At 71.9% G+C, this 12,719-nt stretch carries 13 protein-coding genes; 2 read left to right on the forward strand and 11 right to left on the reverse strand.

Annotation, left to right across the window (positions count from 1 at the left end):
- Window positions 1-94 precede the first annotated feature (94 nt).
- A complete protein-coding gene (locus SMD11_RS08490) occupies window positions 95-640 on the forward strand; it encodes a GNAT family N-acetyltransferase (RefSeq protein ID WP_418952423.1) in 546 nt (181 codons plus the stop codon).
- A gap of 44 nt (window positions 641-684) precedes the next feature.
- Here the strand turns inward: SMD11_RS08490 and SMD11_RS08495 are convergent, their stop codons facing one another.
- The 8 genes from SMD11_RS08495 to SMD11_RS08530 all read right to left on the reverse strand — a co-directional run bounded on the left by SMD11_RS08495 (window position 685) and on the right by SMD11_RS08530 (window position 9,435).
- Complete coding sequence (locus SMD11_RS08495) at window positions 685-2,520, reverse strand: NAD-binding protein (protein ID WP_087925860.1); 1,836 nt, start codon at window positions 2,518-2,520, stop codon at window positions 685-687.
- Between the two features lie 185 nt (window positions 2,521-2,705).
- The gene (gene kdpC, locus SMD11_RS08500; RefSeq protein ID WP_087925861.1) at window positions 2,706-3,353 is read right to left on the reverse strand and encodes a potassium-transporting ATPase subunit KdpC; all 648 of its coding nucleotides are present in this window, start codon (window positions 3,351-3,353) and stop codon (window positions 2,706-2,708) included.
- Window positions 3,354-3,360: 7 nt separating this feature from the next.
- Window positions 3,361-5,472 carry a potassium-transporting ATPase subunit KdpB gene (kdpB, locus tag SMD11_RS08505; protein WP_087925862.1) on the reverse strand — a complete coding sequence of 704 codons (2,112 nt, stop codon included), beginning with the start codon at window positions 5,470-5,472 and terminating at the stop codon, window positions 3,361-3,363.
- Window positions 5,469-7,160, reverse strand: coding sequence for a potassium-transporting ATPase subunit KdpA (kdpA, locus tag SMD11_RS08510; RefSeq protein WP_087925863.1), 1,692 nt, complete (start codon window positions 7,158-7,160; stop codon window positions 5,469-5,471). The genes kdpB and kdpA overlap by 4 nt, the downstream gene beginning before the upstream one ends.
- Before the next feature lie 8 nt (window positions 7,161-7,168).
- The gene (gene kdpF, locus SMD11_RS08515) at window positions 7,169-7,258 is read right to left on the reverse strand and encodes a K(+)-transporting ATPase subunit F (protein ID WP_087925864.1); all 90 of its coding nucleotides are present in this window, start codon (window positions 7,256-7,258) and stop codon (window positions 7,169-7,171) included.
- Between the two features lie 302 nt (window positions 7,259-7,560).
- Window positions 7,561-8,340 carry a DUF3710 domain-containing protein gene (locus tag SMD11_RS08520; RefSeq protein WP_087925865.1) on the reverse strand — a complete coding sequence of 260 codons (780 nt, stop codon included), beginning with the start codon at window positions 8,338-8,340 and terminating at the stop codon, window positions 7,561-7,563.
- Window position 8,341: 1 nt separating this feature from the next.
- Window positions 8,342-8,854 (reverse strand): dUTP diphosphatase, encoded by a 513-nt coding sequence (gene dut, locus SMD11_RS08525; RefSeq protein ID WP_087925866.1) that lies wholly within the window; start codon window positions 8,852-8,854, stop codon window positions 8,342-8,344.
- A complete protein-coding gene (locus SMD11_RS08530) occupies window positions 8,851-9,435 on the reverse strand; it encodes a PaaI family thioesterase (RefSeq protein ID WP_087925867.1) in 585 nt (194 codons plus the stop codon). Before SMD11_RS08530 ends, dut begins: the two co-directional genes overlap by 4 nt.
- A 59-nt stretch (window positions 9,436-9,494) precedes the next feature.
- Between SMD11_RS08530 and SMD11_RS08535 the strand changes: the two genes are divergently transcribed.
- A complete protein-coding gene (locus SMD11_RS08535) occupies window positions 9,495-9,938 on the forward strand; it encodes a DUF3093 domain-containing protein (RefSeq protein WP_087925868.1) in 444 nt (147 codons plus the stop codon).
- Window positions 9,939-9,956: 18 nt separating this feature from the next.
- On the opposite strand, the gene SMD11_RS08540 is transcribed toward SMD11_RS08535, so the two are convergent.
- From SMD11_RS08540 to SMD11_RS08550, 3 genes are all read right to left on the reverse strand, one after another.
- Complete coding sequence (locus SMD11_RS08540; RefSeq protein ID WP_087925869.1) at window positions 9,957-10,745, reverse strand: hypothetical protein; 789 nt, start codon at window positions 10,743-10,745, stop codon at window positions 9,957-9,959.
- A gap of 14 nt (window positions 10,746-10,759) precedes the next feature.
- Complete coding sequence (locus SMD11_RS08545) at window positions 10,760-11,056, reverse strand: DUF4193 domain-containing protein (protein ID WP_087925870.1); 297 nt, start codon at window positions 11,054-11,056, stop codon at window positions 10,760-10,762.
- A 398-nt stretch (window positions 11,057-11,454) separates the two neighbouring features.
- Window positions 11,455-12,717, reverse strand: a complete 1,263-nt coding sequence (locus tag SMD11_RS08550; protein WP_087925871.1) for a sensor histidine kinase — start codon at window positions 12,715-12,717, stop codon at window positions 11,455-11,457.
- Between the last annotated feature and the right edge of the window lie 2 nt (window positions 12,718-12,719).

Genomic DNA, 12,719 nt, shown 5'->3' on the forward strand with positions numbered 1-12,719 from the left:
GGTCCTGACGCCCGGCACCCGTGACCCGGCCCCCCGCCGGCCCGTATGGGGGCGCGGACAAACGGCGTGCCCGCAAGATCCGCCCTCTGGCAGCATGACGGCCATGACTGACGTACGCACGGCGCACACCTCGGAGCTCGGCGAGGAGGAGCTCGCCGCGATCCGGGCCCTGCTGGACGAGGCGTTCGAGGGCGATTTCTCCGACGACGACTGGGACCACTCGGTGGGCGGCATGCACGTCCTGGTGCGGGACGGCGACGAGCTGATCGGCCACGGCTCGGTGGTGCAGCGGCGGCTGCTGCACGGCGGGCGGGCGCTGCGCACCGGCTACGTGGAGGCCGTGGCGGTCCGCGCCGGCCGGCGCCGCCGGGGCGTGGCCTCGGCCGTGATGGCGGAGCTGGAGCGGGTGCTGCGGCACGGGGCGTACGAGCTGGGGGCGCTCGGCGCGGCGGAGGACGCCGCTCCGCTGTACGCCGGGCGCGGCTGGCGGCTGTGGCGGGGCCCGTCCTCGGTGCTCTCCCCCACCGGCGTCCGGCGCACCGAGGAGGAGGACGGCCACCTCTACGTCCTGCCGCTGACCGCGAAGCCGGACCTGGACGGGGAGCTGGTGTGCGACTGGCGGCCGGGCGACGTCTGGTGACGCCCTGACCCCGCCACGCGCCGGAGCCCCTGCCGGACCGTTCCTCAGAGCGCGTCCGAGCGGGTGCGCGCCGCGGGCCGCCGCCCCAGCAGGTCCGCGAGGCCCTGCCGGGTCGCCGTGACGATCAGCCGGTCCTCGGGGCGCAGGACGTAGGAGGACGGCAGTTCCCGGAGCAGCACCGGCAGCGGGCCGCCGCCGGCCGCCTCGGGGCGTTCCTCGACGAGGGCCACCACCCGCCAGGCCCCCGGCGCGAAGGCGTCCGCGGCCCGGCGGCCCGCGAACTCGGCGTGCGCGCCGGCCGTCAGCTCGGCGATCAGGATGACCTTGCGCTCCACCGGGACGGCGCCCAGGACCTGACGGCCCACCATCGCCGCGGCGAAGGCCGGCGCCACCATGTAGCTGACGCTGCGGCTGCGGGTCAGGCCCTGCGGGTGGGAGTCGCGCAGGGTGCGGTAGACGGCCTTCGCGAACCCGTCCTCGTACAGCCGCATCACCACCCGGACGTCGGGCCGGACCGCGCGGGCGTAGAGGACGGCTTCCAGGTTGGTGACGTCGCTGCTGGTGAGCGCCATCAGCGTGCGGCACTGCCCGATCTTGGCGGCCTCCAGGACGCCTTCCTCGGTGACGTCGCCGATGACGGTGGGCACCCGCAGCGAGCGGGCCAGGGCCACCCCGCGGGCCTGCGGGTCGCGCTCCACGCAGACCACCGGGATGTCCAGTTCGCGCAGCCGGGCCAGCACCCGGGCGCCGATCTTGCCGAGGCCGAGCAGCACCACGTGGCCGGACAGGCCGCGCGGCGGGCGGCGCAGCGCCGAGGCGGAGCGGAAGGTGCCGAGCCCCTCCAGGGCGGCGGCCACCAGCAGCGGGAGCAGCAGCAGGCCGGTCAGCCCGGAGAGCAGCTGGAGGATCTGGCGGCCCAGGCCTTCCCCTATGGCCGGGTCGTTGATGGCGAAGAGGTCGAGGAGCGAGAGGTAGGCGGCGCGCATCGGGTGCTCGCCGGTGACGAGCCAGGAGGCGACGGCCAGCCCGCCGACGGCGCCGGCCAGCCAGACCAGGGCCCAGCGCAGCCGCCGGGAGAAGAAGGAGCCCAGCGGCAGGCCGCGGGCAGCGAGCCGGGACGGCGGCGGGCCGGAGTAGCGGATGGCCTCCAGGACGACCCGGTTGCGGCCGGTGGCCGCGGCGGCCGCGCGCTCGTCGGGGAGCATGTCGGGGCCGTCCCCGTCGGCGCCCGGCGCGGACAGCAGGGCGAGGGTGCCGACCCCGGCCCCGGGGTTCTCGCCGGGCGGCCGCTCCACGGCCCGGAACACCAGGCCGCCGGCCTCGACGACCTTGTTGTGGCCGGAGACCGCGGTGGCCACCAGGGCCGGGGCCGCGGTGTCGGCGTCCGACAGGACGGTCGTGGTCGCCTCGCCGCCACCGCCCAGGGAGGCCTGGTCGAGGAGCTCCTCCAGGTACTGGCCGAGCCGGCGGTTGTAGAGGCGGATGACGAGCCGCAGCCGGGGGTTGACGCGGCGGGCCCGGAGGGCGGCGTGGATGTTGGTCTCGTCGTCGTCGTAGACGAGCGCGAGGGCCGTGGCGTCGGCGACGCCGGCCTCGGCGAGCGCCTCGTCGTCGGGCCCGGCGGCCTCGACGATCCGCACCGGGCCATGGGCCGCGCCGTTCCTGCCGGCCACCGGGGGCCCGCCGTTGGCCCCGGACACCCGGCCGACGGCCCCGGTCATCCGCCCGAGGAGCGCCGCGGCCCGCCCGGCCGCCGCCCCGGCGCGCCGCGGCCGCCCGTCCCGCGCGGACGGCAGGACGAGGGTGACGCACTCGCCGTACACCCCGGAGAGCTCGGCGGCGAGCCGGTGCGCGAGCCCGTCGTCACCGCACACGACCATGTGCGGGGCGCTCGGCGCGACTTGAGGCTGCTGAGGGAGGGTGACCACACCCTTAGAGTGCCTTGTCCATCCGTTCGATTCCCGCAACCACGCCGGGGCCGGGGCATGTGCCCCGGCCCCGGCGCCGTCATCACCGTTCCCCGGTGGGCGACTTCACGACGTCGGCCCCACGGGTCCCGGCCGCCTCAGCCCTTGGCCAGCTCCCGGAGCGCGACGTTCAGCTTCAGGACGTTCACCCGCTCCTCGCCCATGAAGCCCAGGACGCGGCCGTCCACGTGCTGGTCGACCAGCTTGCGCACCTCGGCCGCCGGCAGGTGGTTCGCCTTGGCGACGCGCTCGGCCTGGAGGCGGGCGTAGGCCGGGGAGATGTCCGGGTCGACGCCGGAGGCGGAGGCCGTGAGGGCGTCGACCGGGACCGACGACGGGCGGACGCCGTTGAAGGCGGCGACGTCGGCGCGGCGCTGCTCGACGTTGGCCAGCAGGACCTTGCTGTCGGCGGCGAGGTTGGACGGGCCGGAGACCAGCAGGGAGTACTTCGTGTTCTCCGTGTTGGCGCCGGCCGCCGACGGGCGGGGCTGGAAGTACTTCGGGTCGGGCAGCGAGTTGCCGTCCTTGTCCTTGGCGTCGAGGTGGTAGCTCTGGCCGAGGCGCTCGGAGCCCACGGACTTGCCGTTCACCTTGAGCTCGGAGCCGTTGGCCTTGTCGTGGAAGGCGGCCTGGGCGATGCCCGTGACGACCAGCGGGTAGATCACGCCGCAGACCACCGTGAGGACCAGCAGGGCCCGCAGGCCCGCCGCCACCAGGCGGGCCGTACCGCTTACGGAAGTGTTCATGGAGGGGTCACCCGATGCCAGGGATGAGGGAGATGAGCAGGTCGATGATCTTGATGCCGATGAACGGGGAGATCAGGCCGCCCAGTCCGTAGATCAAGAGGTTGCGCCGGAGCATGCTGTCCGCGCTCATCGGGCGGTAGCGGACGCCCTTGAGGGCGAGCGGGACCAGGGCCACGATGATCAGCGCGTTGAAGATGACCGCCGACAGGATCGCCGACTCCGGCGACGTCAGGTTCATGATGTTGAGCTTGTCGAGGCCCGGGTAGGCCACCGCGAACATCGCCGGGATGATCGCGAAGTACTTCGCGACGTCGTTGGCGATCGAGAAGGTGGTGAGCGCGCCCCGGGTGATCAGGAGCTGCTTGCCGATCTCGACGATCTCGATGAGCTTGGTCGGGTCGGAGTCCAGGTCCACCATGTTCCCGGCCTCCTTGGCGGCCGAGGTACCGGTGTTCATGGCCACGCCGACGTCGGCCTGGGCGAGCGCCGGGGCGTCGTTGGTGCCGTCGCCCGTCATCGCGACGAGCTTGCCGCCCGCCTGCTCGCGCTTGATGAGGGCCATCTTGTCCTCGGGGGTGGCCTCGGCGAGGAAGTCGTCGACGCCGGCCTCCTCGGCGATGGCCTTGGCCGTCAGCGGGTTGTCACCCGTGATCATGACGGTCTTGATGCCCATGCGGCGCAGTTCCTCGAACCGCTCCCGCATGCCGTCCTTGACGACGTCCTTGAGGTGGATGACGCCCAGGACGCGGGCGCCCTTGTCGTCCTCGACGGCGACCAGCAGCGGGGTGCCGCCGGCCTGGGAGATGTCGTCCGTGAGCTTGCGGGCGTCCCCGGCGACGGTGCCGCCCTGCTCCTCGACCCACGCGACGACCGAGCCGGTCGCGCCCTTGCGGACCTTCCGTCCGTCCACGTCCACGCCCGACATGCGGGTCTGGGCGGTGAAGGGCACCCACTCGGCGCCCACCAGCTCGCCCTCGTGGCGCTCGCGCAGGCCGTACTTCTCCTTGGCCAGGACGACGATCGAGCGGCCCTCGGGCGTCTCGTCGGCCAGCGAGGAGAGCTGGGCGGCGTCCGCGACCTCGGCGGCGGTGGTGCCCTTGACGGGGACGAACTCGGAGGCCTGGCGGTTGCCGTAGGTGATGGTGCCGGTCTTGTCGAGCAGCAGCGTCGAGACGTCGCCCGCGGCCTCCACCGCGCGCCCGGACATCGCCAGGACGTTGCGCTGGACGAGCCGGTCCATGCCCGCGATGCCGATCGCGGAGAGCAGCGCGCCGATGGTGGTCGGGATGAGGCAGACCAGCAGGGCCGCCAGCACGATCATCGTCTGCTCGGCGCCCGCGTAGATCGCGAAGGGCTGGAGGGTGACGACGGCCAGCAGGAAGACGATGGTCAGCGAGGCGAGCAGGATGTTGAGCGCGATCTCGTTCGGCGTCTTCTGCCGGGCCGCGCCCTCGACCAGGTTGATCATCCGGTCGATGAAGGTCTCACCGGGCTTGGTGGTGATCTTGATGACGATGCGGTCGGAGAGGACCTTGGTGCCACCGGTGACCGCCGAGCGGTCACCGCCGGACTCCCGGATCACCGGCGCCGACTCGCCCGTGATGGCGGACTCGTCGACGGAGGCGACGCCCTCGACGACGTCACCGTCGCCGGGGATGATGTCGCCGGCCTCGCAGACCACGAGGTCGCCCACGCGCAGCTCGGTGCCGGGCACCGACTCCTCGGCGCCGTCACCGGTCAGGCGGCGCGCGACCGTGTCGGTCTTGGCCTTGCGCAGGGTGTCGGCCTGGGCCTTGCCCCGGCCCTCGGCCACGGCCTCCGCGAGGTTGGCGAACAGGACCGTCAGCCACAGCCAGACCGTGATCGCCCAGCCGAACCAGGAACCGGGATCCTTCAGCGCCAGCCCGGTGGTCACCACCGAACCCACCAGCACCACGAACATCACCGGGGACTTCACCATCACCCGGGGATCCAGCTTGCGGAACGCGTCCGGCAGCGACTTCAGCAACTGCGCCGGGTCGAAGAGGCCACCGGAGACGCGCCCGTGCTCCTCGGAGCCGTGCGGAGGCGTCTCCTGCGGCCCTTCCTGGGCGGTACGGACAGGGGTGGTCGTGCTCATGAGAGTCCCTCCGCCATCGGGCCAAGGGCCAGGGCCGGGAAGTAGGTCAAGCCGGTGATGATGAGGATGGCGCCGACGAGCAGGCCCGCGAAGAGCGGCTTCTCGGTGCGCAGGGTGCCCGCGGTCTCGGGCACGGGCTTCTGCTCGGCGAGCGAGCCGGCCAGCGCCAGCACGAACACCATCGGGACGAACCGGCCGAGCAGCATGGCGAGGCCGATCGTGGTGTTGTACCACTGGGTGTTGGCGTTGAGGCCGCCGAACGCGGAGCCGTTGTTGTTGGCGCCGGAGGTGAAGGCGTAGAGGACCTCGGAGAAGCCGTGGGCGCCGCTGCCGTGCACCGAGTTCTCCGCGGTGTTGAGGATGGAGTCCGGCGGGGTCGCCAGCGCCATCGACAGGGCCGTGAAGCCGAGCACCAGGGTCGGGGTGACGAGGATGTAGCAGGCGGCGAGCTTGATCTCGCGGGTGCCGATCTTCTTGCCGAGGTACTCGGGCGTCCGGCCGACCATCAGGCCCGCGATGAAGACCGCGATGACGGCCATCACGAGCATGCCGTACAGACCGGAGCCGACGCCGCCGGGCGCGATCTCGCCCAGCATCATGCCGAGCAGCGTGATGCCGCCGCCGAGGCCGGTGAGGGAGGAGTGGAAGCCGTCCACCGCGCCCGTGGAGGTGAGGGTGGTGGACGTCGCGAAGATCGCGGTGCCACTGATGCCGAAGCGCTGCTCCTTGCCCTCCATCGCGCCGCCCGCCGCCTGGAGCGCGGGGCCGTGGTGCGCGAACTCGGTCCACATCATCAGGGCCGTGAAGCCGAGCCAGATCAGGCCCATGGTCGCGAGGATCGCGTAGCCCTGCTTGACGTTGCCGACGAGCTTGCCGAAGGTCCGGGTCAGCGCGAAGGGGATGACCAGGATCAGGAAGACCTCGAAGAGGTTGGTGAAGGCGTCCGGGTTCTCGAAGGGGTGGGCGGAGTTGGCGTTGAAGTAGCCGCCGCCGTTGGTGCCCAGCTCCTTGATGACCTCCTGCGAGGCGACGGCGCCGCCGTTCACCTGCTGGGTGCCGCCGGTGAGCTGCCCGATCTCGTGGATGCCCGCGAAGTTCTGGATCGCGCCGCACGCGACGAGCACCAGCGCGCCGATCACCGAGATCGGGATGAGGATGCGGACGGTGCCGCGCACCAGGTCGGCCCAGAAGTTGCCGAGGTCACCGGTGCGGGAGCGGGCGAAGCCCCGGACGAGCGCGACGGCCACGGCCATGCCGACGGCGGCCGAGACGAAGTTCTGCACGGCGAGGCCGAGCGTCTGGACGGCGTGGCCCATGGCCTGCTCGCCCGAGTACGACTGCCAGTTGGTGTTGGCGACGAACGAGGCGGCCGTGTTGAACGCCTGGTCCGGGCTGATCGCGGTGAAGCCCAGCGACAGCGACTCCGGCAGCACGCCCTGGATCCGCTGGAGCAGGTAGAGGAAGAGGACACCGGCGACCGAGAAGGCGAGGATGCCGCGCAGATAGGCGGGCCAGCGCATTTCGGCGTTCGGGTCGGCGCCGATGCAGCGGTATATCCACTTCTCGACGCGCAGGTGCTTCTCGGAGCTGTAGACGCGGGCCATGTGGTCGCCGAGCGGGCGGTACACCAGGGCCAGCGCCGCGACGAGCGCGGTGAGCTGGAGAACTCCGGAAAGGACGGGGCTCATATCGGCGGTCAGAACCTCTCCGGGAAAACGAGGGCGAGGATCAGGTAGCCCAGCAGGGCGACGGCCACGACCAGGCCGACGACGTTCTCGGCGGTCACAGCTTCGTCACCCCCTTGGCGACGAGAGCCACCAACGCGAATACCGCGATCGTGGTGACGACGAAGGCCACGTCGGCCATCGTGTGCTCCTAGAGAGGTCGGGCAGTAACGGACCTCCACAGCAAACCGCTCTTATCAACGTACGAACGCCCCGTTGACGCCTCCCTTACGGCCATTAGCGCCCCCTTGACGGAATCCATACGGACGCCTCCAGGACCTGCGAAAACGCCGCTGGGCCGGGACCCCGGTTCGGGGTCCCGGCCCAGCGGAACGGCGTAATCCAGCCGTTTGACGAGCGTTTTCTAGCGAATCTCGGAGATCTCCGGACCGCGCTCCAGGCGCTCCACGCCACCGGCGAACCGGGAGCCCTCGGAGTCGTCCTGCTGGAGGCCCTCGGCCACCATCTGGGCGTCGTCCGGCAGCTTCAGCACGATCGGGTCGCGCGGCGCCATCGGGGAGTCGCCGCGCACGACGACGGTGTCCTTGAAGATCTGCTCCAGCAGGCCCGCGGTCTGCGGCTGCACCGCGCCCTGGCCGGAGATCACCCCGCGCAGGAACCAGCGCGGGCCGTCGCAGCCGACGAAGCGGACGAGCTGCACGCCCTGCGTGCCGTCCGGCAGCGCCACCGGCACCTGCGCCCGCAGCTCCCAGCCGAGCGGGCCCTGCGTCTCGTCGACGACACCGCCCTGCTGGGTGATGCCCGACGCGATCTCCTCGCGCACCTCGTGCCAGATGCCCTCGCGCTTGGGAGCGGCGAACGCCTGGAGCTGTACGGCGCTGTCGCGCAGCACGACCGTCGCGGCGACGATCGCGTCGCCGGCGACCTCGACCCGCAGCTCCATGCCCTCGACACCGGGCACGAACAGTCCACCGAGGTCGACCCGGCCCTCGCCGGCCTCCCGCACCTCGGAGAGGTCCCACGGCCCGTCGGGGCGCGGTTCCGGCTCCAGCCGGACCCGGCTCGCGGCCGCGGTGTCCGTCACGGACTCGTCGGCGAGGGTGTCCTCTGCCGACTCATCGGAGGTCACGTCGTCGATACGATCGACGGCGTCCTCGCTGCGCTTGCGGCGACGACCGAACACGTCACTGTCCTTCCCGGTCGCTTACGACCGAAGCGAATCCATTCCCCACGGCAGCGTGGCCACCGGTGGACCCGAAGCCCCCTTCGGCCCGTGCCGAGCCCGGAAGCTCCGCCACCTCGTGGAAGCGGACCTTCTCGACCTGCTGGACGACCAGTTGGGCGATGCGGTCGAACCTCTCGAACCGGACGGTCTCCCGCGGGTCCAGATTGACCACGATCACCTTGATCTCTCCACGGTACCCGGCATCGATGGTCCCCGGGGCATTCACCATGGACACCCCGCACCTGGCGGCGAGACCCGAACGCGGGTGCACGAACGCCGCGTACCCGTCGGGCAGCGCGATGGAGATCCCGGTGGGCAGCACCATGCGCTCCCCCGGGGGCAGCTCGGCGGCCTCGGTGGTCACCAGGTCGCAGCCGGCGTCGCCGGGGTGCCCGTACGCCGGGATCGGGACCTCGGGGTCCACCCGGCGGATCAGCACGTCGACGGGTGCGCCGCTGGGCGCATGACTCATGGATTCACCTCAAAAGCTCGCGCGACCTTCACCTGGTCGGGGTCGGCCAGGGCGGCCTGGATCTCGGCGGGACGGCCGTTCTCGATGAAGTGGTCGATCTTGACCTCGATGAACACCGCCGACGCGCGCACCGCGACGGGGCCCTCGGGACCGCCGATCCGGCCGGTGGCCGTGGCGTAGATCTTACGGCCGTGCACCGCGTGCACGGCGGCGTCCAGGTGCAGCACGGTGCCCACCGGCACGGGCTGGACGTAGTCCGTCTCCAGCCGGCCGGTCACCGCGATCACCCGCAGCAGCCAGCCCAGCGAGCCGAGCGTCTCGTCCAGCGCGGTGGCCAGCACCCCGCCGTGCGCGAGGCCGGGGGCGCCCTGGTGCGCCTCCTTGACGCGGAACTCCGCGGTGACGCTCACGCCCTCGCCCGCGCGGGCCTCCAGGTGCAGGCCGTGCGCGACGCCTCCGCCGCAGCCGAAGCAGTGTTCGTAGTGCGCCCCGATGGCCTCTCCGGGCGCGGGCGCGTCGGGGTGCCGCACCGGCGGCTCGGCACCGTCCGGCGGCGTCAGCGCTGTCGTTCTTCCACTCACAGGGGCTGACCTTACCCGCGACGGCCGGGCCCGGTCCCGTCCGTGTCAAGCTTGGGCCCATGCAGGGTTACGAAGAACGCCTCACCGCGCCCCGTTCCTGGTGGTTCATCGCGGTTCTCGCCGGGATCGCCATGGGGCTGATCATGCTCCCGCTGGGCCCGGTGCCGCTGGTCGGCGGGCTCGTCGGCGGCGGCGCGCTGGCCGCGGTGGCCGTGAGCGCCTACGGGTCGGCGCGGATCCGCCTGGCGGGCGGCGCGCTGCTGGCGGGCGACGCGCGGATCCCGGTCGAGGCGCTGGGACGGGCGGAGGTCCTGGACGCGGAGGAGGCCCTCGCCTGGCGCACGCACAAGGCCGACCCCCGTGCCTTCATGCTGCTGCGTGGCTATGTGCCCACCGCGGTGCGGATCGAGATCACCGATCCGTCCGACCCGACGCCTTACGTCTATCTCTCCACGCGCTCTCCCGAGCGTCTGACGGCCGCTCTCGCGGCCGTGCGGGCCTGAGCGGACCCCGGGGGGCTCTCAGGGCCTCCCGGGCGGCAGGGCGTCCCACGGCACCTGCTTGCGGCGCAGGTCCTTGCGCACCTTCTCGGCGAGCTTCCGGGTGTCCCTGCGGTTCATCACCGCGCCGACGGCGGCCCCGACCATGAACGGCGCGAGGCTCGGCAGATTGCGGACCGTGCGTTTGAGGATCTGCTGGCGCAGTTCGCGCTTCAGCTGGCCGCCCAGGGCGGCGTTGACCGAGGTGGGGGCGGTGACGTCGATGCCCCGCTCGTCGGCCCAGGCGGCGAGATAGGCCGTGGCCCGCTGCCGGGCGCTGCCGGGGGCCCGCACGCCGTAGACCTCGTGCAGCTCGGCGATGAGCTTGAACTCCACGCCGGCCACGCCGATGATCTCGGCGGCCAGCTCGGCCGGCATGGCCGGCGGTACGGGCATCATCGCCGCGGCGCCGACGCCGGCGCCCACGGTGGACGTGCCGTTCGCGGCGCCGGTCACCAGCTTGTCCGCGAGCTCCTCCGGGCCGAGGCCGGGAAACTGCTCGCGCAGGGTCGCGAGGTCGCGCACGGGGATGCGCGGGGCGGTCGCGATGATCCGGTCGACGACGGCGGTCAGGCCCGCCCGCGCCCCCCGGCCGCCCATTCTGGCGCCGTGGCCGACCGCCGCGGCGAGCGAGGCCGTGCGGCCCCGCTCGACGCCGGTGCCGGCCACGGCCCCGGCAGTGTCGTCCTGCCGCGCGGCGTCACCGGTCGGCCCGCTGGTCAGCTCGGGCCGGCGGGAACGCCGCTTCCGGAAAGGGGTCGAGCCTGCCATGGCAGACCCGGTCCTCAGTCGCAGTCGCGGCAGATCGGCTGGCCGTTCTTCTCGCGGGCCAGCTGGCTGCGGTGGTGCACGAGGAAGCAGCTCATGCAGGTGAACTCGTCGGCCTGCCGGGGCAGGACCCGGACGGACAGCTCCTCGTTGGAGAGGTCCGCGCCGGGCAGCTCCAGGCCCTCCGCGGCCTCGAAGTCGTCCACGTCGACCGTCGACGCCGACTTGTCGTTCCGCCGTGCCTTGAGTTCCTCGATGCTGTCCTCGTTGACGTCATCGTCGGTCTTGCGTGGGGTGTCGTAGTCCGTTGCCATGTCGCTCTCCCCCTCTGGGTGTCTGCGGTGTCTCCAGCGCACGTAACGCGTGAGAGGCCGGACTTGTGCCCGACCTGAGGCGGAGATTTTGCCTCACATCAAGGTCTGTTACTCAATCGACACCCAACCGCACACCTGAAGAGGTGATGGGGTTGGGTGGCGAACCGGACCGTACACGGTCCGAAAGCCGCGTGCGGATACGCCATCCCGTGTACTTCCCGTGATCAGGACCAACGGAAACCCCCATTTTCCCGGCGTTCCGCCGGTCCCGCCGATCACGGAGAGTGGATGGCCTGAAGTTTGCGCATGTGAGCGATCACACACGCCTACAGCAAGGGTCGGACCGTGAAAATTCCGCCCAAAGCGAACCCGCAGCCGCCCTATTCTCGCAGAATCTGTCAGGTAGGCAGCACCACTCTCATGATCAACCCGCCTCCCTCGCGTGATTCGGCCGTGATCCGGCCCCCGTGGGCACGTGCCACGGAGCGCACGATCGACAGGCCGAGACCCACCCCCTTGTCGCTCCCGGTGCGCTCCGTGCGCAGCCGGCGGAACGGCTCGAAGATGTTGTCCAGCTCGTACGCCGGGACGACCGGGCCGGTGTTCTCGACCACCAGCAGGGCGTGGCCCGGCATGGCCTGGGTGGTGACCTCCACCCAGCCGTCGTCGGTGTTGTAGCGCACGGCGTTCTGCACCAGGTTCAGCGCGATGCGCTCCAGGAGCACCCCGTTGCCCTGGACGACCGCGGGCTCCTGGGTGCCCCGCAGCTCCACGCCCTTGCCCTGCGCCTCCGCACGGGCCTGGTCCAGCGCCCTGGTGGCCACCTCGGCGAGATCCACGGGCTTGCGGTCCACGATCTCGTTGTCGCTGCGGGCGAGCAGCAGCAGCCCCTCCACGAGCTGCTCGCTGCGCTCGTTGGTGGCCAGCAGCGTCTTGCCGAGCTGCTGGAGCTCTATAGGGGCACCGGGGTCGGAGAGGTGGACCTCCAGCAGCGTGCGGTTGATCGCCAGTGGGGTCCGCAGCTCGTGCGAGGCGTTGGCCACGAACCGCTGCTGCGCGGTGAAGGCCCGCTCCAGCCGGTCGAGCATCTCGTCGAAGGTGTCCGAGAGCTCCTTCAACTCGTCCTCCGGCCCACCCAGTTCGATCCGCCGGGAGAGGTCCGTGGCGGCGACCCGGCGGGCGGTCCGGGTCATCTTGCCCAGGGGCGAGAGGACCCGGCCGGCCATGGCGTAGCCGAAGGCGAAGGCGATCACAGCGAGGCCGAGCAGGGCGAGCAGGGAGCGCTTGAGGAGGCTGTCGAGGGCCATGGCGCGCTGGTGCGCCATGCACTGGCGCAGGCCGTCCATGAAGACGTCGCTGTCATTGGTGGAGCGGAGGTAGCCGCACGTGCCGCTCGTCTGGACCTGTGCGTTGACGATCCGGAACGGCAGCTCGTTGCCCTGGCTGAGGGCGTCCGCCGCCAGCAGGTAGATGATCGTCAGCAGCAGCACCCCGGCCATCAGGAACATCCCGCCGTACAGCAGCGTGAGGCGTATCCGGATGGTCGGGCGCAGCCAGGGGAACGGCCGTACGACCGGCTGGCGGGGGTCCCAGCTGGGCTTGGGCGGCGTGGGCCGGGAGCCGGCCGGCGGGGCCGGGGCGGCGGGGGGTGTGGAGGGCACGG

Source organism: Streptomyces albireticuli, from assembly GCF_002192455.1.
Lineage (GTDB): Bacteria > Actinomycetota > Actinomycetes > Streptomycetales > Streptomycetaceae > Streptomyces > Streptomyces albireticuli_B.

What these genes read in the sequence shown, in the direction of transcription:
- SMD11_RS08490 (WP_418952423.1), top strand. Translation starts at nt 95, where the DNA reads ATGACGGCCATGACTGACGTACGCACGGCGCACACCTCGGAGCTCGGC.
- SMD11_RS08495 (WP_087925860.1), bottom strand. Translation starts at nt 2,520, where the DNA reads ATGGTCGTGTGCGGTGACGACGGGCTCGCGCACCGGCTCGCCGCCGAG.
- kdpC (WP_087925861.1), bottom strand. Translation starts at nt 3,353, where the DNA reads ATGAACACTTCCGTAAGCGGTACGGCCCGCCTGGTGGCGGCGGGCCTG.
- kdpB (WP_087925862.1), bottom strand. Translation starts at nt 5,472, where the DNA reads ATGAGCACGACCACCCCTGTCCGTACCGCCCAGGAAGGGCCGCAGGAG.
- kdpA (WP_087925863.1), bottom strand. Translation starts at nt 7,160, where the DNA reads ATGAGCCCCGTCCTTTCCGGAGTTCTCCAGCTCACCGCGCTCGTCGCG.
- dut (WP_087925866.1), bottom strand. Translation starts at nt 8,854, where the DNA reads ATGAGTCATGCGCCCAGCGGCGCACCCGTCGACGTGCTGATCCGCCGG.
- SMD11_RS08535 (WP_087925868.1), top strand. Translation starts at nt 9,495, where the DNA reads ATGCAGGGTTACGAAGAACGCCTCACCGCGCCCCGTTCCTGGTGGTTC.
- SMD11_RS08540 (WP_087925869.1), bottom strand. Translation starts at nt 10,745, where the DNA reads ATGGCAGGCTCGACCCCTTTCCGGAAGCGGCGTTCCCGCCGGCCCGAG.
- SMD11_RS08545 (WP_087925870.1), bottom strand. Translation starts at nt 11,056, where the DNA reads ATGGCAACGGACTACGACACCCCACGCAAGACCGACGATGACGTCAAC.